A 21,251-nucleotide genomic window follows, 5' to 3' on the forward strand; every position below is an offset into this window, starting at 1 on the left:
GGAGGACATGGTGGGGACGCAGCCGCAGCCGGTGACGATTGCTTTCGATGTCATGGGGACGGACCACGGCCCGGCGGAGGTGGTCCGGGGAGCGGCGATGCTGTCGCTCGAGTCCCCCCACATCCACACGCTCCTGGTGGGGGACCGCACCCTCATCGACGACGCGCTGGCGGAGACGAAGCACAACGGCGAGCGCATCTCCGTGCAGCACGCCGCGGACTTCATCGGCATGGACGAGAAGCCCGGCGAGGCGCTGGCGCGCAAGCCGAACGCGTCCGTCGCCGTGGCCGCGCGGCTGGTGGCGGAGGGCGAGGCGCAGGCGCTGGTGTCCGCGGGCAACACGGGCGCGGGCGTGCTGGCGTGTGCCCGGCACTTCCAGCTCATCCCCGGGGTGCGGCGCGCGGCGCTGGCCACCGTGTACCCCACGCGCTCGGTGCGCGGCGCGAAGGGGGACCCCTTCTCCCTCATCCTGGACGTGGGCGCCACGGTGGAGGCCACCGCGGATGACCTGGTGACCTTCGCGGTGATGGGCTCCGCCTACGCGCGCATCATCTCCCAGAACGAGCGGCCCAAGGTGGCGCTCCTGTCCAACGGGATTGAGCCGCAGAAGGGGCCGCCCCGCGTGGTGGAGGCGCACGCCCGCCTGTCGGAGATGAAGGACATCCACTTCATCGGGAACGTGGAGGGCATCGACATCCCCAAGGGCACCGCGGACGTCATCGTCACCGACGGCTTCGTGGGCAACGTGTGTCTGAAGATGCTGGAGGGCGTCCACGACACGGTGGTGGAGCTGGCCCAGTACGCCTACAAGGAGAGCCTGCGCTGGCGCGCGGGGCTGGCCATGCTGTCCAGCGGCATCCAGCGCATCAAGGACATCACCGACTGGAACCAGTACGGTGGGGCGCCCATCCTCGGGTTCGACAAAATCTTCATCAAGGCGCACGGGCGCTCGAAGTCACGGGCCATCGCCAACGCGGGCAAGGTGGCGGCGAAGGTGGTGTCCAACAACCTGGGCGCCGCCATCCGGGAAGGCCTGAAGACGTGAGTCTGCCGGACCGCATCGACCCGCGTCCGCCCCGGCGCATCTACCGCTGGGACCTGGACAAGACGTACCTCCAGACGGAGTTCGACTCGCTGCGTGACCTGGTGCGGACGGCGTTCCAGAAGGCCCACCAGAAGGTGGCCGTCCCGGGGGCCAGCGCGCTCATCCGCGAGCTGTCGGAGAACGGGGACTCGCGGCTGTGCATCGTCTCCGGCAGCCCCAAGCAGATGCGGGCCGTGCTGGAGGAGAAGCTCAAGCTGGACGGGGTGCGGTGGGACGAGTTCGTCCTCAAGGACAACGTGGGCAACCTGCTGCGCGGCCGCTTCCGGGCCCTGCGCGGGCAGGTGGGCTACAAGCTGCCGGCCATCCTGGAGAGCCGGGTCCACGCGCCGGTGGAGGCGGAGGAGGTCCTCTTCGGTGACGACGCGGAGGCGGACGCGTTCATCTATTCGCTCTTCGCGGACCTGGTGGCGGGCCGCGTGGACGAGCGCGTGCTGTCCCAGGTGCTGGAGGCGGGCGGGGTGTACCCGGACGACGCGGAGCGGGTGCGCGAGGCCTGGAAGAAGATTCCGGTGGGTGACCCGGTGCGCCGCATCTTCATCCACCTGGACCGGCTGACGCCGCCCGCGCACTTCACGCCGTATGGCCCGCGCGTGGTGCCCATCTTCAACTACTTCCAGGCGGCGCTGGTGCTGCTGGCGGACGGCCACCTGACGGCGCCGCAGGTGCTGAAGATCGCCGTGGAGATGGTGCAGACGGCGGGCCACAACATCATCACCCTGTCCAACTCGTTCCAGGACCTGCTGCGGCGCGGCCTGCCGCTCCAGCAGGCGGCGGTGGCGCTGTCCCAGGCCCTGGAGGGGCCCAACAAGCTGCTGGCGGCGATGCGGCCCATGCCGGACATCCTGGCCGCCTTCAGCAAGCGCCTGGCCGCGCTGGGCACGCCGCCGCCACCCCCGCCGGTGCAGGCGGTGGACTACGTGTCCCTCATCCACCACGCGCTGCCCCGGAACCACAAGGGCCGCTCCAAGCCCCAGTAGGCGGTGGCCGCCCGGCTGCCCCACGGGAGGCCCGGCGGTCCCCGCGCGGGCCGTCCCCAGAACGTTTCTGGCGGACGAGGGTGTTGATACAGGACAGAGGCTCAGGGGCCCCGCGGCCGCGCGCGAGCGGCGTGTCCTGTTCCCAGGGGGGAGCAGGGAGGCGGGCGGGGTGACCTTGGCCCGGAGACATCCGACAACCATGTCGTCTCGCTACTCCCTACCCGGCGGATGCGGTATAGACGGCAGGCCTACAGGCGCCCCGAAGGGGCGTCCATGGCTGATGACGCGAGATTCGACTGAGACGCCGCCTGCCGGCGGTCTGCTGCCACCTGCGCCCGAGAATGACGCGCGCGAGGGTGCCTCTCCCGAGGCGGCAGGGACTTCCGAGCGCGGCGAACAAGAGGTCCCCATGAATTCCAACCTGGAGCTGTCGGCGCCCCCTGAAGAGGACAGCGCCGCCAAGCCCGTGGCCGCAGACGAGCAGGCCGCGACCGAGACGCCCACGATTCAAACCGCCCCTGCCTCCGTGCCGGCTCCGGAGCCGGCGTCGCCGCCCGCTCGCGCGGACGCCGAGGACGAGGACGACGAGGAGGAAGACGACGACGAGGCCGACCCGGCCGAGGCGGGCCTGGATGAAGCCGTCCTGGGCGCCGAGGCCGCGCTGGCCGCCGCCGAGGCGGAGGACGCCGCCGAGGCCCGGGGCGAGGAGGTGGAGGAGGTCCCCACCATCCTGGAGCCGGAACCGGAGCCCACGCCCGACGAGCGCGCGCTGCACGCGCCCCACGTGCGGCCCACGGGGGAGCCGGCGGAAATCGACCCGGACGAGCTGGACCCGGACGCGCTCAAGGTGGTGCTCCGGCTGCACCAGCACGGCCATCAGGCGTACATGGTGGGCGGCTGCGTGCGGGATTTGCTGCTGGGGCGCAAGCCGAAGGACTTCGACATCGCGACCAGCGCGACGCCCAACGAGGTGCGCGGCATCTTCCGCAACTGCCGCCTCATTGGCCGGCGCTTCCGGCTGGCGCACGTCTACTTCAAGGGCGGGAAGATCATCGAGGTCTCCACCTTCCGCGCCAACCCGACGGAGCTGGAGGCCGCGGCCAACGGCGGCGAGGACGACGGGGAGGGTGAGGACCTGCTCATCACCCACGACAACGTCTTCGGCACCGCGCAGCAGGACGCGCGCCGCCGTGACTTCACCATCAACGGCCTGTTCTACGACGTGGCCGAAGGGCGAGTCATTGACTACGTCCGCGGCCGCCGCGACCTGGACGAGCGCTTCATCCGCACCATTGGCGACCCGGAGGTGCGCATGCGCGAGGACCCGGTGCGCATCCTGCGCGCCGTGCGCTTCGCGGCGAAGCTGGAGCTGGACATCGAGTCGCGGACGTACGCGGCCATGGAAGGCGCGGTGGAGGACTTGCCCCGCTGTGCGCCCGCGCGCCTGCTGGAGGAGACGTTCCGCCTCATCCGCGGCGGCGTGTCCGCGCCGGCGCTCAAGCTGCTGGACGCGCTGGACGCGCTGAAGATTCTCCTGCCGCCCGTCAACGCGTACCTCAAGCAGCACGGCAAGGAAGGGGAGAAGACCTTCTACGCCTTCGCCGAGGCGCTGGACCGGCGCGTGTCAGCGGGCGAGCCGCTGGATGACGCCATCCTCCTGGCGATGCTGCTGATTCCCATCAGCCGCTCCACCGGCCCGGAGGAGTCGCAGGACGGCGGCCGCCCGTCCGTGTCGCAGGTGGTGGAGGACCTGCTCGCGGACTTCGTGCAGTCCGCGCGGCTGCCGCGGCGCATCGCCGAGCGCTGCCGGATGCTGCTGCTGGCGCAGCGCACGCTGACGGGTGAGCGCCGCCGCCGCAGCGCCGCCTTCAAGCGGCACCCGCTCTTCAGCGAGGCCCTCACCGTGTTCGAGATGACGGTGGAGGCCACGGGCGAGAATCGCGAGCAGTTGGAGGCCTGGAAGGCCGGTGAGGTGCCGCAGCCTCGCGCCGCCGCCGCGGACGGCGAGGAGTCCGACGCGGGGGGCCAGCGCAAGCGCCGCCGTCGTCGCCGCCGTCGCCGTCCCTCGGCGAATGGGGGCTCCGGCGAGGGCGCCGGGTCGTCCTCGGAGTCGGGCTCGGACGCGGGCGACGCCTGAGTCGCTTGAGTCGCCGCCCCGGGGCGTCCGCTGGTTCAGCGGGGGCCGGGGCGGGCTCGGGCCGGGCGGCGCCTGATTCGCCGCCCCGATGCGTCCGCTGGTTCAGCGGAGGCCGGGGCGGGCTCGGGGCCGGGCGGAGCCGGGCCTCAGGACTTGGGGCCGCCCTTGTCCACCGGACGCTCGGAGCGGTGCTCCGCGCTGTCCGTCGCCTCACTGCCGGCGATGTCCGCGGTGGTGATGGCCTTGCTGCCGAACCGCTCCGCGATCTTGTCCAGCGCCGCGTTCAGCTTCGCGGTGCGCGGCGCCGCGGCGGGGAACAGGCCGAGCTGCGGCTGCTCCTCGTCCAACTGCACGCTGACGCCGGTGAGCCGCAGCGGCTTGCCCTGGTGCGCCTTCTCCATCAGCTCCAGCGCCGCGCGATAGAGCGTCTGCCCGTCATCCGTGGCCTCGCGCAGCGTGGTCCGCCGGGTGATGAGCGTGAAGTCCGCGAACTTCAGCTTGAGCTGCACCACGCGGCCCTTCAGCGCCGCCCGCCGCAGCCGCCGGGCCACGCGCAGGGCCTGGGCGTGCACGTGCGGCTTGAGCGCGTCCATGCCCACGAGGTCCTCGTCGAACGTGTCCTCCGCGCCCACGCTCTTGGCCGCCCGGTCCGGCACCACCTCGCGCGTGTCGATGCCCTGGGACAGCTCCCACAGGTGCCGCCCGCTGGAGCCCAGCCTGTCCTCCAGCCAGTCCAACTCCCGGGCCGCCACGTCGCCAATCGTCTTCAGCCCGGCGAGCCTCAGGGCCTCCTCCGTCTTCGGCCCCACCCCCCACAGGCGCGACACCGGCAGGCCCGCGAGGAAGGCCACCGTCTCCTCAGCCCGCACCTCCCGCTGGCCGTTGGGCTTGGCGAGGTCGGAGGCAATCTTCGCCACGAACTTCACCGTGGCCACGCCCGCGGAGGAGGGCAGGCCCAGCTCGTCGGCAATCTCCTTGCGGATGCGCCGGGCGATGTCCGCGGGCGTGCCGAAGAGGCCCACCGAGGCCGTCACGTCGAGGAAGGCTTCGTCCAGGGACAGCGGCTCGATGAGCGGCGTGTAGCGCTCGAAGATGGCGAAGACGTGCTCGCTGGCCTCGGCATACGCGGAGAAGCGGGGCTTCACGACGAGCGCATGGGGCGCGGCCTTCATCGCCCGCGCCATGGGCATGGCGCTGCGCACCCCGAAGGGGCGCACCTCGTAGGAGGCGGCGACCACCACGCCACGCTGGGCATGCCCGCCCACGATGAGCGGCTTGCCCCGCAGGGCCGGGTTGTCCCGCTGCTCTACGGATGCATAGAAGGCATCCATGTCCACATGGATGATGGCTCGCATGGTGTGAGTCACTTTAACGGGGCACTCTGACGCCCGCCGGCCCCGACTACCGCCACCACCGCACGGGCGAGGACAACGGGGACGCCCACCTGAAGTCCTTGCTCGTCCACCACCAGGTCATCATCCCCGTCACCGCGGGGAAGCTCGACCTGGGGCCCTGGCAGCAGGTGTTCTACGCCGAGTTCGACGGCCAGCGCCGCAAGCGCGTCATCGTCAAGGTGATGGGCGCCTGGCGGAAACCCCCTCAGCTCCGTTGCTCGCCGCGGGGCAGGGGGAGCCCGTGCCGCTCCAGCTCGGCGCGCAGCTCCGGTGGAAGGGGACTGTGGACGGTCATGGCCCGCTTCGTCTGCGGATGCGTCAGGCCCAGGGAGCGGGCGTGCAGGAAGAAGCGGCCCAGCTCGGGGGCCTCGCGTCCGCCGTAGAGGCTGTCGCCGACGATGGGCGCGCCCACGCCCGCCAGGTGCGCGCGCACCTGGTGCAGCACGCCGGTGAGGATCTTCACCTCCACCACGCTGAACTCGCCGGAGCGGGACAGCACGGTGAACTTCGACACCGCCTCCCGGGCGTCCGCGGCGCCGGAGGGGGCGGGCTCCACGCGGTCCGGGTGGCGCGGGTGGTGGCGCAGCGGGAGGTCGATGTCGCCCTCGTCCGCCAGCGGCCCCGTCACCAACGCCAGGTAGCGCTTGTCCACGGCGCGGCCGCCAAAGGCCTCGCGCACGGCGTTCCACGCGTCCCGCGTCCTGGCGGCCACGACGACGCCGGAGGTCTCCACGTCCAGGCGGTGGCACAGGCCGCCCTCGCGCGCGTCCACGGAGGCCTGGGCGCACTCGGGATAGCGGGCCACCAGCGCGTTGGCCACCGTGCCCGTCTCCCCGGACTGCAGGGGGTGGGACGGCCGGCCCGCGGGCTTGTCCACGAAGACGAGCGAGTCGTCCTCGTGCAGCACGGTGAGCGGGAAGTCCGCGTCGGGCACGGCCTCGCGCGACTCCTCCTCCACCTCCACGGCGATGTGCTGCCCGGCGGTGAGCGTGAGGCCCTTCTTCGCGGGGCGGCCGTTCACCTTCACGGCGCCGGCCTCGAACAGGCGCTTGAGGCGCGCGCGGGACAGGCCCAGCGCTTCACCGACGAAGAGGTCCACCCGCTGGCCCGCCTTGTCGGCGTCCACGGTGAGGGTGTGCAGCTTGGAGGGGTTCACTCGGACAGGGCCTCGTAGACTTCCTCGGCCGTCTGGAACCGGTCGTCCGGCTCCTTGCGGATGAGGCGGTGGGCGACGCGCGCGAGCTGCGGGTCCCCGTGAAGGTTCAGCGCCAGCACGGGGGGCGGCTCCGTCTCCAGCACCTGGCGCCAGAGCTCGTGCGGCGTCTTCGCGTCGAAGGGGGGCCGCCCGCTGAGCAGCTCATAGAGGATGACCCCCAGGCTGTACAGGTCGGAGCGTCCGTCCAGCGGCTCGCCCAGAATCTGCTCCGGCGCCATGTAGCGGTAGGTGCCCACCAGCTTGCCGGCCTCGGTGATGGCCGCGTCGTCCGCCAGGAACTTGGCGAGCCCGAAGTCCATCAGCCGTACCTGCCGGTCATCGTCCACCATGATGTTGGACGGCTTGAGGTCGCGGTGCACCAGGCCGTGGCCGTGGATGTAGGCCAGCGCCTCGCAAATCTGGAGCATGGCGTCCTTGAGACGTCCCATGCGCTCGGGCCGGTTGAGGTCCTCCGCGCGGAGGAGGCGGTCCGGCTCCTCGGGCGGCAGTGTGCGCGGCAGGGGAGGCACCAGGTCGAAGCCCTCCATCGAGTCATCCGAGCCGATGCCCGCGTGCGGGCTGAAGCCGGAGGCGAAGCTCTCCAGGTCCTCGCTGGGGGCCTCCTCCGCGAAGGCCTCCAGGCCGAAGGTGCCCTCGTGCGGGCTGGCGTCCGAGTCGTCCATGGAGTCGGAGAAGTCCCGGTTCAGGGGGCCGAAGTCATCATCCGCGGTCCGCAGGACGGAGAGGGGGCTGCGGGGCGTGTGGCTCCCCGGATGGGGGGGGCGCTCGCCGCTCCCCAGGTCCAGGTAGTGGCGGAGGGTGAGGCCCTCGATGAGCTCCATGGCCAGGTACGGCACGCCCTGGTGGACGCCGGACTCGAACACCTTCACGACGTTGGGGTGAGACAGGTCCACGAGCGTGTCGAACTCGCGGGCGAGCCTCCGCGCGGCACGCGCATCCCGTGCGGGGCCCGCTGAAAGCAGCTTCAGCGCGACCTCGTCAGTGGTGCGGCGGTCCAGGGCCCGGTACACGGTTCCTGCCCCGCCACTGCCAAGCGTCTCCAGAACGCGGTAGGGACCGATGACCTTCGGGGGCATGGGGTGCGGAAATCCTACGGACCACGTCGTGTCAGGGTCAACGCTGACAGCGCCTGATTGCTCGGCGCCCGGCAGAACGGGCGGCAAGCGGTTTTACTTTTCCGACAAACCTGGGAGAACCGGAGTCAATGCAAATCGGGAAGTACCAACTGGTGCGAAAGCTTGCGTCAGGCGGCATGGCCGAGGTCTTCCTGGCGAAGGCCGCGGGGCCACGCGGCTTCGAGAAGACGCTCGTGCTCAAGCGCATTCTTCCGCACCTGGCGGAGGACCCGGCCTTCGTGGAGATGTTCCTGGGCGAGGCGCGGCTGGCGGCGCAGCTCGAGCATCCGAACATCGTGCAGATTTTCGACTTCGGTGAGGCCGAGGGCAGCTTCTTCCTGGCCATGGAGTTCATCGACGGGCCGAACCTGCGCAAGCTGGTGAAGCGGGCCCAGGAGGAGGCGCTGCCGACCGCCTTCTGCGCGAAGGTGGTGGCGGCCGCGGCGGAGGGCCTGGCGTACGCGCACGAGTTCCGCGACCCGGAGACGGGTGAGCCGCTGGGGTTGATTCACCGGGACGTGAGCCCGGACAACATCCTGGTGTCGCGACAGGGCGCGGTGAAGGTGGTGGATTTCGGCATCGCGAAGGTGGCGGGGCAGGGGCACCGGACGCTGACAGGCGTGGTGAAGGGCAAGGTGGCGTACATGCCGCCCGAGCAGCTCCAGGCCAGGGGCATGGACCGGCGGGTGGATGTCTACGCGCTGGGGGTGGTGCTGTATGAGCTGCTCACGGGGAAGCGTCCGTTCGACGCGACGACGGACGTGAGCGTGATGCAGGCGATTCTGTTCGAATCATTCATCCCGGTGTCTCAGCGACGCCCCGATGTGCCGGCCGCGTTGCAGCAGGTCCTGGAACGGGCGCTCGCGAAGGAGCGGGAGCGACGCTACCCGGACTGTCGTGCGCTTCAGGACGACTTGGAGCGGTTCGTGCTGTCCACCGGCGAGCCAGTGGGCGCGTATCAGATTGCCCAGCACATCGCGCAGTGGGTGCCGGAGGTGGCCGCGGTTCCGGCGACGACGCCGTCACAGGGCGCCAGCAAGGGGGCCGTGGCACCGCAGTCGAAGCCGGAAGGGCGTGTCCCGTTCAGCGCGCCTCCGGTGGAGGCGCCCGTGGATTCGACGTCACCGACGACGCCGATGCCCGGGTCGTTGGTCTCGCCGGTGGATTCGACGTCACCGACAACGCCCATGCCACGGGCCATCGCGGGGGTGGTGCAGGCGTTGGAGCCGCGTTCCACTCCAGAGCGGGACACACTTCAGTCGTATCCGGTGGTCGTGAAGGCGCCCTCGCGTCGGGCGGACGGCCCGGGGCGTGAGCCCCGGAGAACGCAGCGCGAGCGTGGGGCGCTCCGGCCGAGAGACATGGCCCGGGCTTCGAGGGCGGAGGAGCAGGCGCCGCATGCGCGCGACGACGCGGCGGTGGCGATGGCCGTTGCCTCCTCGCCGTCACCAGGGGGCCCTTCGCCGTCGCCCACGGCGCCCGTGGATGCGGAAGACGCGGTGCACACACGGAGCACGGAGTACGTCGCGACCGGGACTCCAAGGCCATCAGGGGGACGGATTGCCGTCATCGTGGGGGCCGTGGTCGCGCTGTCGGTGGGGGGCGCCGTCACTTGGATGCGCGGTGATGATTCAGAGGGCACACCCGCTCAGGTGAGTCCACGGCCGCTCACGACGTCGCCGAGCGCTCCCGCGACGCCGAGCGCTCCCGCGACGCCGAGCCCAGGCGACAGGACCGTGCCGCACGCGCAAGCGGCCGCGGGCGAGACGGCGGAGGCCCAGGATTCGAGTGGCAAGGCCGCGCCGAAGCCGCAGGCCCCCGCGGACGTGCCTGTGGCGCCGCAGGTCGCGCGGGAGGTCGCCTCTCCTGAAGCGGAACCTCCTCAGGCGAAGGAGACGCTGCCTGGGAGTGGCGGAGCGGCTGCAAAGGAGGGGAATGCCGTCGTCGCGAAGCGTGAGCCCGTGAAGGCGCCTGGGAACCCGGAGCCGAAGCCGCCCCGGGCCCGTGAAAAGGCGCCGGTACAGAAAGTGGCGCCTGTTGCGAAGGGACGCTTGGAGTTCCGCGTTCGTCCGTATGCCGTGGTTTCGTTGGGCGGGAAGGTGCTGGGGCAAACGCCCTTCGCGGCGGTTGAGGTTCCCGCGGGGCGCCACACCGTTCGGCTCGTCAACAAGGAGCTGGGAAAGGACGTGACCCGCACGGTCGACGTGAAGGCGGGGCAGTCCAATGTGTTCAAGCTGAACCTTGAAATGGACTGAGCCGCGCCAGCACCGAGGCCACGTGACGGATGGCCTCGGTGGATGGCGTCACTATTGGGGCCAGTGGAGAATCTGGCCGTTGCTCCCCGCGACCCAGAGGTCAGCGGGGCTGGTCCCCGCGATGTCGTTGAGGCGGATGGCCGTGTTCTCGTAGATGATCTGCCACCCCGTGACGTCGTACCGGTAGATGCGGCCGTCGTAGGCCGTGACGTAGACGGAGTTGGCTCCGAAAGCGACGACGGACGTCAGTGTTTCAATGTGCGTTGTCGGAAACGGCATTCTGCTCCAAGTGCTGCCGTTCCATCGGAGGACGGTGTTCATGCCGTCCAGGGCCTCACCCACCGCGAAGGCGAGGTCGTCGCTCACCACCCAGACGCCTCGGAGTCGACCCAGGCCGGGGATGGCGTCTTGCAGCAGTCCCACTTCCCATTGAGGAATGAGGCTGTTGAATCGGTAGATTCTGCCCTGCGAGCTTCCTGTCTCGACGCCACCGACCGCGAATAGCGCCGACCGGGAGCGGCCGTGGATGTCGTACAGATGCGCCACTGGGTTGTTACCGAAGTTGAGCGCGGCGGCGCCCGACGTGCCATTCCAGATGAACGTCAACCCCTGGTTGACTGTGCCAGATGTTGATGTGACTCCATGAATCTCCAAGGTCCCTTCATGACGAATGCCGATGAGTCCTCGAACCCATCGTCCGAAATTGTGCGTTTCGGTGCATGCATTCTGGGCCCTATCCAGGAAGCTGAGGCTTCCTGCCGAAGAGCCAATGTATGCGCGGCCCTGGTTGGACATGTCCGTCCAGACGGCGTTCCAGCCTCTGGTGCTGTTGCCGCAGTTGCTGGCGTTGGTTTGGAACGAGGTGGCCCCCGGAGCGAGCACCGCGGTGCCTCCTTGATTGCCCACGACAGTCACATCACCTGGGACTTCCGTGAAAATGGAGCGCCATTCCTGGGTGGCCGCGCCCACCGTCCTCGGTACCCAGTTTCCAGCGCTTCCCGGGCAGGCGGCAGGGCCTTCAGTGCTCCCGTCGCAGTCGTTGTCCAGACCGTCGCATAGCTCCGGTGCGCCCGGATGGGTGAACGGGTTGCCGTCGTTGCAGTCGCCGCTGGAGGTCACGTACCTCGCGCCGGGCGAGACGCAGGATGACACGGCTGTGTCAACACCAAACCCATCTCCGTCATCGTCCAGGTACCAGTGGGTGGATGTCTGCGTGGCCTGGCAGGTGGTCGCGATGCCCGAGGCGTCGCAGACGTAGACGCCTGCGCACTGGGCTGCCGCGGTGCAGGCGGTGTTGAGTTCGGGGAACGCTTCGTCAATCTGGTCGTTGCAGTTGTCGTCCACGCCGTTGCAAAGCTCTGTCGCGCCCGGTCGGATACTGGCGTTGTTGTCGTTGCAGTCGTCCGCGGGGCTCACGACGTAGCCCGGTGGGACACCGGCACAGAAGGCGACGGGCGTGACGCTCCGGTCGCCGTGGCCATCCTGGTCCACGTCGGGGGAGGCATACACGGCCAGCGGCATGCTACAGACAACGGTTCCATTGACGTCACATGTGCGAGTTCCTTCACACCCCGCTGCCTCTGTGCAGTGCTGGCCCAGGCTCAGTTCGACCTCGTCAGACACACCGTTGCAGTTGTCGTCAACGTCGTTGCAGCGCTCGGTCGCGCCCGGGTGGATGTCCGGGGTGTCGTCGTCGCAGTCCGTGCCGCCCGTGAGCACGGCGACATACCCGTCGCCGTCCGCATCCGTCGCACGCAGGTCGAGTTCCACTCTGGTGACCCCCTCCTTCACGCCCGGGAGACGCACTGCATGCGTTGCCACGGGAGCTGCGTTGCAGCTTTGCTCGAATGCACGAGCCTCCACCTGGACCGCATCGTCCCAGTCCTTCGGCACGACCACGCTGATGGCGAGCAGGTCTCCTGAGGGGACGTCCTCGCCGGAGAGTTCGGCGGTGAGCGCCTGCTCGCTGGCCTCGTCGTGGGCACCGACGCGGACGCAGCCGGGGCGGAAGCCTGCTGCATGGATCTTCACCTGGATGACCCTGCATGTCGGCTGGTCACCCAGGACTGCGTCGACAGGGGCTCCAATGAGGCTCGGGAGGTCGCATGGGTGGAGCTCGTCGAGGCTGGGCACGGTGCAGGCCATGCCGGACAGAACCAGGCATGCCAGATAGAGGCGGTTCATGGCGCCTCCCGCTGGCTCGTGGCGCCGTCACCCAGCAAATAGGTGATGACCGCACCCGCCGCCGCCGTCGCCGCGACACCGAACAAGATGTTGGCGCCGAGTGCCTTGCCGCGAGCTGAGTCCAGGTGGCCCATCTGCTCCTCGACATCGAAGGTGTCGCGCGCGCTCTGGATGTCGCTCCGGGAACTCAGACCGAAGTAGCTCCCAATGCCCCCCGCCAGCACCCCCGCGCCGAGCAATGCCACGGGGAGGGGCCGGATGCGGAGGCCTCCTTGCTCAGTCGTCACGAGCCTGTCTTCAGGGGCGGCGATGAGGGGGGCGGTTGGGGCTGGATGCGTGGAGAGGGCGACCGCTGATGCTTCGGTCTCCGGCTCCAGGACAGGCCGGTCTTGCGAAGTGGCTGGCGACGTTGGCGCCACGGGTGACACGGCCACGCGTTCGCTCTGAACCCTCTTGCGTACCTCGTCGAAGTCCCGGGCCACCTTGGGGGACACCCTGACGGGGAGCTGCGATTCGGGTTCAAGCAAGAGCGCTTCACGGAAGGCCCGCAGGGACTGCGAGCGCTTCCCAAGGTCGGCGAGGACGATGGCCTCGTACATCGCGGCGTCCGCCCGCTCCGCGTCGGTCGTTGCAATGGCCTTGGCTCGGGTGAGCGCCTTCAGCGCCGACTCGTACTCGAGCTCTTCATAGAGCTGAGCCGCTGCCTTCAGCCGGGAGCGAAACGCGGAGTCGCGCGTGCCAGCCTGTGCCGCCTTGGACGTTACGGATTGTCCAAACGCCAATCCTGGCAGCAGGAGCGCATGGCTCAGCACCCAGGCTCTGAACGGTGCTTTCTTGAGAATGGAGCTTTTCATGATTGGAAAAGCTACCACGCTCATTCCTGCGTCTAGGTAAGGGCCCGTGAATCGTCTGGTTCGCCCTGACGGCGCAGTGTGGCAATCGTGGATGACAGGTGTCCCGCCACTCCGCCAACCCTTTCAGCCCCGTGGCAGTCCAAGTGCTCCAGCCGGGCGAGGCGTGCCCATTCGCACACGCCTCGCCCAGCGGCACATCAAGGTGCGGCAGCGCGCCTGCGGAAGTGCGCCATGCCCACGGTGGGCAGGAGGTTTTCGCCACGCCCGGCTTCCGCGATGTTGCCGCCCAGCCAGATTCCATCCGGTGTCAGGGCGATGTCATCCATGGTGAGAGCGCTGACGCCGCCGCCAATGGGCAGGAACCGCTCGCCGTTGAAGACGTACGCATGCGTCGGTCCGCCATCCGCGGGGAAGATCGTTCCCACGACGACGAGGTCCGTCCCCGCGAAGGCGAGCTTCCGGAAGCTGTGGACGCCGCCTTGCTCCTCATTCAAGGGGCCAGGCATCCCATTCTCGGGCGTCGCCAGTTCGCGCCACGCGGTCCCATCCCAATGGCCAAGCATGAGGCGTCCCTGGACAGGGTTCCCGTCCATGTCCTGCTCATGGTTCGTGCTCGCGAAGATGCCGTTCGGTCCGTAGGCCGCCGTGATGGGGGAGGTCGTCAAGCCATCGCCCAGCGCTTCGAACGTGGTGCCGTTCCAGTGGGCGATGCGCCGCGCCGGAACCTCGCCTGCGTGGGTGAACTCTCCCGCGACGACGAAGGCGGGGCGGTCCGGGTCGTCGTTCTCGGGACGAAGCGCCAGCGCGAACACGGGACCGTCGAGACCGTCCGCGACCAGCTCGAACTGCGTCCCCGTCCAGCGGACCACGCGCGAGGTGGACTCCACCATGCTGGTCAGCCACGGGCGCCCGAGCGAATCCAGCGTCAGCTTGGAGATGAACCCGTGAGCGCTCAGGTCGCCAAGCGACGTCCATTCGGTTCCGCTCCAGGTGAGCAGCTGGGACTGGACCGAATCCCAGTCGATGCAGGCGACATAGATGTCCCCTTGGGCATTCACCGCCAGGTCAAGGCACTCCATGTCCGGCAGCTCGCCGAGCGCCTGCCAGCCCGCGTCGGTGAACTGCAGCACCGTGCGCGGAACGGCCGCTCCACCCGCATGGGAGATGTCGCCCAGCGCATGCACCGTGCATTGTTCTCCGCCCACAGCCAGCATTTGAGCGCCACCGCTCAGGCCGTGGCCGGGTTCCGCGCCTTCGGCCCGCCACTGGCCGCCTTCGTAGGAGACGATGCTCTGCGACGCGGCGCCGTCGATGCTGGGGAGGGTGCCCGCGACATAGATGCGGTCTCCGTCGAGCAGGAAGCGCTGGATGGGGACCTCCCACACCGCGAACGTGACGGGCGGCTCATCCCCGCAGAAGCTCGGCGCGTACCAGACGGTCCGGTTGGGGCTGATGGCTTGGGGCCAGTTCTCCCAGCCCGACTCGGGCGACCACAGCGCCAGGGCATTGGCTTGGAGCGCCAGCGGATTGCCGTAGCCCTGGCCGTTGACGAAGTTGAAGCAACCGCCCACGTGGAGCTTGCCCTGGTTGAACACGAGGTCCGTCACCACGCCCGGATAGAAGCCGGTGCTGACGCCGCCATCGAGCATCTCCCAGCGAACGCCGTTCCACCGCGCGATGGAGCCCACCCCGTCCGCGTTGAAGTCGTAGGCGAACGTGCCTCCCGCGTAGAGCGTTCCGTCATCACCCAGCGTGAGCGCGTAGACCCCGTTGCCTGCGATGGGGAAGTTGTAGGACTCCCACCTGCTCCCGTTCCATTTGGCGACCTTGTTGCTGGAGATGCCGCCCACCCGGGTGAAGGCGCCGCCCACCCAGACGTCGTCACCCTGGAGCATCAGCTCGTAGACGGAGCCGTCCGCGGGGCCGCCCGGAGGAAGCTTCCACGCGGTGCCATCCCAGATGGCGAGCCCGATGGCGCCGTTCTCCTCGAGCTGGAACTGGCCCGCGACCCAGAGCTCATCACGGACGTACGCCATGGTGCGAACAAGGCCGGTGAAGTGGCCAATGACCTGAACACCGTCAGGCGACTGAATCCAGACCTCGCCGCCGCGGTCGCCGAAGGTGTCGTTGGTCGCCAGCGCGAGCGTGGTGTCGTCCTTCGCGGCGACGGCGGAGAAGCCCGCCCCGCCGGGAATCTCCTGGGACCAGGTCCTGGGCTCGGGCCGCCACTGCCCGTCCTGATGGCGGATGAGCGGCGTCGACGCCTGCGCGCCGAACCAGCGGAAGTAACCCGTGGCCAGCAGGTCACCCGAGGGCGTCTTGGCGAGGTCGTAGATGTGCGGGACGTGCCCATCCATGCCGGATACGCCCCCGATGGAGAAGCGAGGGTCCCACTCGCCGTTGTCGAGGAGATCGGTCACCGATGACGGCTCGCAGGACGTGCCCGCGTCCGGCTCGCCGCCATCGCCGGAGCCCGCGTCGGGTTCGTTGTCGCCGGCGTCGGGCACGCCCGCGTCATCCGAGCCCGCATCCACTTCAGTGCCTGCATCCACTTCAGTGCCCGCATCCGGCACAGGCGCCGGGTCGGGCGAGTCATCACCACAAGCGGTGAAGACGACGCCTACGACGAGAAATGCTGCGATGCGATAGGTCCAGGTGTCTCTCAAGGGTGTGCGCATAGGGACGGCACACGGCTGCAATCGATGGACCTGTTGAGCGACGAAGCGATGTCGAATGCTTGGGGCGTCACCGATGTGCTGGCGAGGGACATCGCGGTCCTTCGCGGGCGGTGATGCTCTCAGTAATCTGATGGCGGATGTGCGCGTGCGCGTGCGCGGGTGTGCCGCGCGGACGCACGCTTTGCCGCGTCGTCTCCATGCGAGTCAAGGAGGCTGGTCGCGAGCTTCATAAGCCGCATCCGGAGGAATTCGGGCGCGAGCACCTCGAAGCCCGCGCCGACGTCACAGAGCTGGCTGAACGCGATCGATTCCCGCTCGAAGTCCACGATGACCGTCTTGTGTCCATCCGCTTCGGGAGGCGCGGCCGCCAGCCGTGCACCCTCCGCGCGTGGCCGAATCTTGCGCAGTGCCTCCAGCGCCTCTGGCGTCAACCGCAGCGTGACTTCGTACCGCGCGCGCTTCTCCGCGAAGCGGGCACACCACGCCTTCCAGAACGCCGGCAGGTCGAAGCGCGCCTGCCGCACGAAGGTCTCCGGGCGAAGCCTCGCGCCTTCCACGCGCGAGCCTCGGTACACGCGGGGCTCGTCCGCGCCCGTGCGCGCGACGAGGTACCAGCGGTCCGCCTTGATGACGAGCGCGTACGGGTCCACCACCTTGCGGCTCGGCGTGCCTTCGAAGTCCCGGTACGTCAGCGACACGCGGCGGTCCTGCCAGACGGCGTCACGCAGCGTCGCCAGATGTGGCACGGGCTCGCGCTCGGCGAACCAGGAGGACGCATCCACGTGCAGCCGCTGCCGCGCGTACTCCAACGCGGGTTGCTGGAGCGCGGGGAGGGACGCGGCCAGCTTCACCAGGCCCGAGCGGAGCGCCGACGTCAGGCCCAGGTCATCCAGGGCGCCCGGTGCCGCCACGGCCGCCAGGGCATGGAGCTCCGTTCGCGTGAAGCCCGTGAGTTGCGTCCGCCAGCCTTCCATCAACGCCACGCCGCCCGCGGCGCCCCGCGTGGCGTACACCGGCACGCCCGCGCCGGAGAGCGCGTCCAGGTCCCGATGGATGGTCCTTTCGGAGACCTGGAGCTCCCGTGCCAGCTCGCCCGCCGTCATCTTCGGGCGCGTCTGCAGGAGCAAGGTCAGGCTGACGAGTCGGTCGGCGCGCATGGTCAGGTTCCAAAGCGGAGTCTAGGCGGGGAATCATGACAGCCGCTGTCAGGATTGCCTCCGGAGGGTGCGGACACGAACCCAGTGGAGCCTCGCGGACGCTCCACGTCCTGGCGCGCCCGCCGCATGGCGCTGGCGAGCCCCGATGGGCCCCTGGCGCAGGAGGCCTTCAGGCAGGGGAGGCCCACCTCGGCCTACATGGCGCGCCTCCTCGGACGGGGAGTGGCCACCCACCGTCACCGGGCGACCGGTCAGGGGCCGACCGTGACGGTTGGGGCACGCGCCCGTGGACGGCGCGCGGCGGCATCGCTAGGGTGCGCGGCTTCATGGAACGCCCTTCAGTGATTTCCACCCTGGAACAAGCCGTCAAGGCCCGGCCGATGCCGCGCCACGTGGGCATCATCATGGACGGCAACGGGCGGTGGGCGGAGTCCCGGGGGCTGCCCCGGTTGGAGGGGCACCGGGAGGCGACGTCGAGCGTGCGCGAAGTGACGCGCACCGCGCGCCGCCTGGGCATCCAGGCGCTGACGCTCTACGCGTTCTCGTCCCAGAACTGGGCGCGTCCGGCGGAAGAGGTCGCCGGGTTGATGGAGCTGCTCCGGGAGTACCTGGAGCGTGAGCGCGCTGAAATCCTGGACAACGGCATCCGCCTCAACGCCATTGGAGACGTGGACCGGCTGCCGCGCTACGTGCGCGAGCCGCTGGACCGGCTCCGGGCCGACTCCGCGCACAACACCGGCATGGTGCTGTCGCTGGCGTTGTCCTACGGCGGGCGGGAGGAGATCCTCCAGGCGGCGCGGCGGCTGGCCGAGGCCGTGGAGCGTGGAGAGCTGGCGGCGGGACGGTTGGAGGAGAGCGACTTCGAGCAGTTCCTCTGGACGCAGGGACTGCCCCCGTTGGACCTGATGGTGAGGACCAGCGGCGAGCTGCGCGTGTCCAACTTCCTGCTCTGGCAGATGGCGTACGCGGAGATGTGCTTCACCGACGCCTTGTGGCCGGACTTCCGTACTGACGAGTTCCTCCGCTGCGTGTCGCAGTACCAGCAGCGTGAGCGCCGCTTCGGCCTCACGTCCGCGCAGGTGCAGCGGGAGGACGCTCCTCAGCAGGCCAAGGCGTGAACGACAAGAACCGAAACCTCGTCATCCGCGTGGTCTCCGCGGTGACGCTGCTGCCGCTGGTCATCCTGCTGCTGTTCCTCGGTGGATACTGGAGCGCCGCGCTGCTCGGCGCCGCCGCCGCCGCGTGCGTGGGGGAGTACTACCTCATCGTCCAGAAGCGGCTGACGGTGGCCTCCTGGGTGGGGCTGGCCTTCGCCGCGGTGATGCCCTTCCTGCCGCTGCGGGACGCGGCGCGCACCGGTGAGACGGCCTTCTGGCTCACCGTCGTCTTCGCGTTCTTCGCGTGGATCTACCACCTCTTCAAGGGGCCGCTGGCGGAGGCGCCCACCCGCACGGCGCACCTGGTCAACGGCTTCCTGTACGGCGCGGTGGGGCTCACGGCCATGTCCGCGCTGCGCCTGTTGCCCGACCACGGCATGGCCTGGGTCATCTGTGCGCTGGTCATCACCTGGGCCAATGACACCGCCGCCTACTTCTTCGGGCGGTTCCTGGGGAAGCACAAGCTCTACCCCGAGGTGAGCCCCAACAAGACGTGGGAAGGCTTCTTCGGGGGCATGCTGGGCTCGGTGGGCGGCATGTTCATTGCCCGGCAGTTCTTCTTCCCCGTGTTCACCGTGTGGGACTGCGTGCTGCTGGGCATCGCGGGAGGCATCCTGGGGCCGGTGGGGGACCTGTGTGAGTCCATGCTCAAGCGGGCCTACGGGGTGAAGGACTCGGGCTTCCTCATCCCCGGGCACGGCGGCGTGCTGGACCGCATCGACGCGCTCCTGTTCAACGCGCCCCTGGTGTTCGTCTACGTGCAGTTCGTCCGGGACCTGCTGCCCTAGAGAGCGCCCCTTCCGGCTGCCCGTCTGCTCGGCGGGCCCGGTTGCGCGTTGTCCGCCTGGGCGCCCACGATTACTGTTGCGCCCATGCTCCAAAACATCGGGTTCTTCGTCATTCTGCTCGGCGTGCTCGTCACGGTGCACGAGCTCGGCCACTTCCTGGTGGCGAAGGCCTGTGGTGTGAAGGTCCTGAAGTTCTCCATCGGCTTCGGGCCCAAGCTGATCGGCTTCACCAAGGGCGAGACGGAGTACCAGATTGCCCTGCTGCCCCTGGGCGGCTACGTGAAGATGGCGGGGGACATGCCCCACGAGGAGCTCAGCCCGGAGGAGGCCAGCCGGGGCTTCCTGGCGCAGCCGCCGTGGAAGCGCGGCCTCATCGTCCTGGCGGGGCCGGCCTTCAACCTCATCTTCCCCATCCTCGTCTATTTCTTCGTCTTCCTCGGCCCGCACCAGGCCACCTCCACCTACGTGGGCTCGGTGAGCGAGGGCATGCCCGCGCAGGCCGCTGGCATCCGCCCGGGTGACCGCATCCTGTCCGTGGATGGCGAGCCGGTGCGCACATTCAACGACATGCGGGAGGCGTTCGTCGGCCGCTTCGAGCGGCCCATCCCCATCGGGCTGGAGCGCAACGGCCAGAAGCTGACGCTGGACGTGACGCCCACGAAGCAGGTGGAGACGTCCCCCATCGACACGGTGGAGCGCGGCTCCATCGGTGTGGAAGCGGTGTCGAAGCCGCCCATCATGGGCGTGCCGCCGGGCTCGGTGGCGGAGCAGGCCGGACTGCGGACCTTCGACCGCATCCTGGCCGTCAACGGCGTGAGCGTGGAGACCGAGGCGCGCTTCCAGCAGGAGCTGGACAAGCACGCGGAGGGCGCGCCCCTGGAGCTGACGCTGCGGCGCATGGAGCCGGTGGCGGCGGGCGCGGTGACGGGGCGGGTGCCGTCCGTGCTGAAGCTCACCGTGCCGAAGCAGCCGGGCGAGGGCCTGGCGGCGGTGGGCGCGGAGACGTCCGACCTGTACCTGGCCACGGTGGCGCCGGGGAGCGCGGCCGAGAAGGGCGGCCTGCGTCCTGGAGATCGCATCATCGCCCTGGATGGCGAGAAGCCGGAGTCCTTCGTCAAGTTCTCCTCGAAGCTGAACGCGCTCAAGGAGCGCTCCTTCCAGTTGACGTGGCGGGGCGCGGACGGCGAGCGCACGAAGACGCTGGCGCAGGCGCCGCTGAAGACGGAGGACGAGCTGGGCACGGCGACCTCTCCCATCGTCCTGGGTGTGCGGCCCTGGGTGCTCTCCGCCGCGGACATGCCGGTGCTGGATGAGGTGACGGTGCACCTGGGCCCGGGTGACGCGCTGAAGCAGGCCGCGCTCATCGTCCCGAAGATTGTGGGGCAGATGGTGCGCGTCCTCGGCGGCCTGGTGACGGGCTCGGTGCCGATGAACACCGTGGGCGGCCCCATCATGATGTACCAGCTCGCGTCCAAGAGCGCGGAGCAGGGCCTGGACAGCTTCCTCCACCTGATGGCGCTCATCTCCATCAACCTGGGCGTGATGAACCTGCTGCCCATCCCGGTGCTGGACGGGTTCCACCTGCTCTCCGCCGCCTGGGAGGGAATTCGCCGCCGCCCCATCCCTGTTCGCGTCCGCGAGGTGGCCAACATGGTGGGGCTCGCGCTGCTCGTCCTGCTGATGCTGCTGGCCGTGACCAACGACATCACCCGCTAGAGGTCGCATGCGAGGATTCGCCGTTGCCGGACTGCTCTGTCTGGGTTTCACCTCCGCGTGCGCCTCGCGCGCGGCGAAGCCGGACCCGGTGGAGGCGCCCCCCCGTTCGTCGAAGTCGCCGAAGCCCCGCGGTGGCGCGCCCGGCGTGACGAAGCGCCCGAAGATGCCGCGCTCGTACCTGGGGGAAGGGCTGGCCTCGTTCTACGGCCCCGGCCTGCACGGGCGCCCCACCGCCAGCGGCGAGCGCTTCGACCAGGAGGCGATGACGGCCGCGCACCGCAAGCTGCGCTTCGGCTCGTGCCTGCGCGTGGTGAACATGGAGAACGGCCGCGCGGTGAAGGTGCGCGTGAATGACCGGGGCCCCTTCATCGACGGGCGCATCGTGGACCTGTCCAAGGGCGCCGCCCGGAAGCTGGACATGCTGGACAAGGGCGTGGTGCGCGTCCGGCTGTACCGCTGCGATGACCGCCTGTCGGAGATTCCGCAGGCAATGTGGGCCGCGCCGGTGTAGTGAGCCG

The 21,251-nt window shown here is 69.5% G+C and carries 15 protein-coding genes and 1 pseudogene; 9 read left to right on the top strand and 7 right to left on the bottom strand.

Translation table 11 applies throughout. The features are described from left to right. Positions 1-7: 7 nt before the first annotated feature. The 3 genes from plsX (at position 8) to pcnB (ending at position 4,219) form a co-directional block, all read left to right on the top strand. A complete protein-coding gene (plsX, locus tag MYMAC_RS12585) occupies positions 8-1,045 on the top strand; it encodes a phosphate acyltransferase PlsX (protein WP_043713015.1) in 1,038 nt (345 codons plus the stop codon). Beyond that, on the top strand, positions 1,042-2,082 hold the full coding sequence (locus MYMAC_RS12590; RefSeq protein WP_013939119.1) for a phosphatase domain-containing protein: 1,041 nt from the start codon (positions 1,042-1,044) through the stop codon (positions 2,080-2,082). The genes plsX and MYMAC_RS12590 overlap by 4 nt, the downstream gene beginning before the upstream one ends. A gap of 409 nt (positions 2,083-2,491) precedes the next feature. Continuing rightward, positions 2,492-4,219: a polynucleotide adenylyltransferase PcnB gene (pcnB, locus tag MYMAC_RS12595; protein WP_095958263.1), complete on the top strand. Its 1,728-nt coding sequence runs from the start codon at positions 2,492-2,494 to the stop codon at positions 4,217-4,219. Between the two features lie 146 nt (positions 4,220-4,365). On the opposite strand, the gene dinB is transcribed toward pcnB, so the two are convergent. Beyond that, complete coding sequence (gene dinB / locus MYMAC_RS12600) at positions 4,366-5,574, bottom strand: DNA polymerase IV (RefSeq protein WP_013939121.1); 1,209 nt, start codon at positions 5,572-5,574, stop codon at positions 4,366-4,368. A 26-nt stretch (positions 5,575-5,600) separates the two neighbouring features. On the opposite strand from dinB, the pseudogene MYMAC_RS12605 reads away from it, so the two are divergent. Next, positions 5,601-5,789 (top strand): annotated as a pseudogene (locus tag MYMAC_RS12605) (YjbQ family protein); the annotation flags it as partial. A gap of 29 nt (positions 5,790-5,818) precedes the next feature. Here MYMAC_RS12605 and MYMAC_RS12610 read toward each other — a convergent pair. Continuing rightward, positions 5,819-6,769, bottom strand: a complete 951-nt coding sequence (locus tag MYMAC_RS12610) for an RluA family pseudouridine synthase (RefSeq protein ID WP_095958264.1) — start codon at positions 6,767-6,769, stop codon at positions 5,819-5,821. Continuing rightward, a complete protein-coding gene (locus tag MYMAC_RS12615) occupies positions 6,766-7,905 on the bottom strand; it encodes a serine/threonine-protein kinase (RefSeq protein WP_095958265.1) in 1,140 nt (379 codons plus the stop codon). The genes MYMAC_RS12610 and MYMAC_RS12615 overlap by 4 nt, the downstream gene beginning before the upstream one ends. A 128-nt stretch (positions 7,906-8,033) precedes the next feature. Here MYMAC_RS12615 and MYMAC_RS12620 point away from each other — a divergent pair, with 128 nt between their 5' ends. Continuing rightward, positions 8,034-10,199 (top strand): serine/threonine-protein kinase, encoded by a 2,166-nt coding sequence (locus MYMAC_RS12620; RefSeq protein WP_095958266.1) that lies wholly within the window; start codon positions 8,034-8,036, stop codon positions 10,197-10,199. A gap of 51 nt (positions 10,200-10,250) precedes the next feature. On the opposite strand, the gene MYMAC_RS12625 is transcribed toward MYMAC_RS12620, so the two are convergent. The 4 genes from MYMAC_RS12625 to MYMAC_RS12640 all read right to left on the bottom strand — a co-directional run bounded on the left by MYMAC_RS12625 (position 10,251) and on the right by MYMAC_RS12640 (position 17,072). Then, positions 10,251-12,383, bottom strand: coding sequence for a putative metal-binding motif-containing protein (locus tag MYMAC_RS12625; RefSeq protein WP_095958267.1), 2,133 nt, complete (start codon positions 12,381-12,383; stop codon positions 10,251-10,253). Then, positions 12,380-13,237, bottom strand: a complete 858-nt coding sequence (locus MYMAC_RS12630; RefSeq protein WP_239989509.1) for a tetratricopeptide repeat protein — start codon at positions 13,235-13,237, stop codon at positions 12,380-12,382. Before MYMAC_RS12630 ends, MYMAC_RS12625 begins: the two co-directional genes overlap by 4 nt. A gap of 197 nt (positions 13,238-13,434) precedes the next feature. Continuing rightward, entirely contained in the window at positions 13,435-15,903 is a 2,469-nt protein-coding gene (locus MYMAC_RS12635) for a ligand-binding sensor domain-containing protein (RefSeq protein WP_239989675.1), read from the bottom strand. A 131-nt stretch (positions 15,904-16,034) separates the two neighbouring features. Beyond that, positions 16,035-17,072 carry a helix-turn-helix transcriptional regulator gene (locus MYMAC_RS12640; RefSeq protein WP_095958269.1) on the bottom strand — a complete coding sequence of 346 codons (1,038 nt, stop codon included), beginning with the start codon at positions 17,070-17,072 and terminating at the stop codon, positions 16,035-16,037. Between the two features lie 326 nt (positions 17,073-17,398). Here MYMAC_RS12640 and MYMAC_RS12645 point away from each other — a divergent pair, with 326 nt between their 5' ends. The 4 genes from MYMAC_RS12645 (at position 17,399) to MYMAC_RS12660 (ending at position 21,244) form a co-directional block, all read left to right on the top strand. Then, on the top strand, positions 17,399-18,190 hold the full coding sequence (locus MYMAC_RS12645) for an isoprenyl transferase (RefSeq protein ID WP_043713020.1): 792 nt from the start codon (positions 17,399-17,401) through the stop codon (positions 18,188-18,190). Continuing rightward, positions 18,187-19,017, top strand: a complete 831-nt coding sequence (locus MYMAC_RS12650) for a phosphatidate cytidylyltransferase (protein ID WP_095958270.1) — start codon at positions 18,187-18,189, stop codon at positions 19,015-19,017. Before MYMAC_RS12645 ends, MYMAC_RS12650 begins: the two co-directional genes overlap by 4 nt. An 84-nt stretch (positions 19,018-19,101) precedes the next feature. Beyond that, positions 19,102-20,733 carry an RIP metalloprotease RseP gene (rseP, locus tag MYMAC_RS12655; protein WP_013939131.1) on the top strand — a complete coding sequence of 544 codons (1,632 nt, stop codon included), beginning with the start codon at positions 19,102-19,104 and terminating at the stop codon, positions 20,731-20,733. A 7-nt stretch (positions 20,734-20,740) separates the two neighbouring features. Further along, positions 20,741-21,244: a septal ring lytic transglycosylase RlpA family protein gene (locus MYMAC_RS12660; RefSeq protein ID WP_013939132.1), complete on the top strand. Its 504-nt coding sequence runs from the start codon at positions 20,741-20,743 to the stop codon at positions 21,242-21,244. The last annotated feature ends 7 nt before the right edge of the window (positions 21,245-21,251 follow it).

This window comes from Corallococcus macrosporus DSM 14697, assembly GCF_002305895.1.
Taxonomy (GTDB): domain Bacteria; phylum Myxococcota; class Myxococcia; order Myxococcales; family Myxococcaceae; genus Myxococcus; species Myxococcus macrosporus.

Bases quoted from the DNA above. Each gene is read 5' to 3' on its own strand.
- plsX (WP_043713015.1), top strand. From the start codon at position 8: ATGGTGGGGACGCAGCCGCAGCCGGTGACGATTGCTTTCGATGTCATG.
- pcnB (WP_095958263.1), top strand. From the start codon at position 2,492: ATGAATTCCAACCTGGAGCTGTCGGCGCCCCCTGAAGAGGACAGCGCC.
- dinB (WP_013939121.1), bottom strand. From the start codon at position 5,574: ATGCGAGCCATCATCCATGTGGACATGGATGCCTTCTATGCATCCGTA.
- MYMAC_RS12615 (WP_095958265.1), bottom strand. From the start codon at position 7,905: ATGCCCCCGAAGGTCATCGGTCCCTACCGCGTTCTGGAGACGCTTGGC.
- MYMAC_RS12620 (WP_095958266.1), top strand. From the start codon at position 8,034: ATGCAAATCGGGAAGTACCAACTGGTGCGAAAGCTTGCGTCAGGCGGC.
- MYMAC_RS12625 (WP_095958267.1), bottom strand. From the start codon at position 12,383: ATGAACCGCCTCTATCTGGCATGCCTGGTTCTGTCCGGCATGGCCTGC.
- MYMAC_RS12630 (WP_239989509.1), bottom strand. From the start codon at position 13,237: ATGAAAAGCTCCATTCTCAAGAAAGCACCGTTCAGAGCCTGGGTGCTG.
- MYMAC_RS12640 (WP_095958269.1), bottom strand. From the start codon at position 17,072: ATGCGCGCCGACCGACTCGTCAGCCTGACCTTGCTCCTGCAGACGCGC.
- MYMAC_RS12645 (WP_043713020.1), top strand. From the start codon at position 17,399: ATGGAACGCCCTTCAGTGATTTCCACCCTGGAACAAGCCGTCAAGGCC.
- rseP (WP_013939131.1), top strand. From the start codon at position 19,102: ATGCTCCAAAACATCGGGTTCTTCGTCATTCTGCTCGGCGTGCTCGTC.
- MYMAC_RS12660 (WP_013939132.1), top strand. From the start codon at position 20,741: ATGCGAGGATTCGCCGTTGCCGGACTGCTCTGTCTGGGTTTCACCTCC.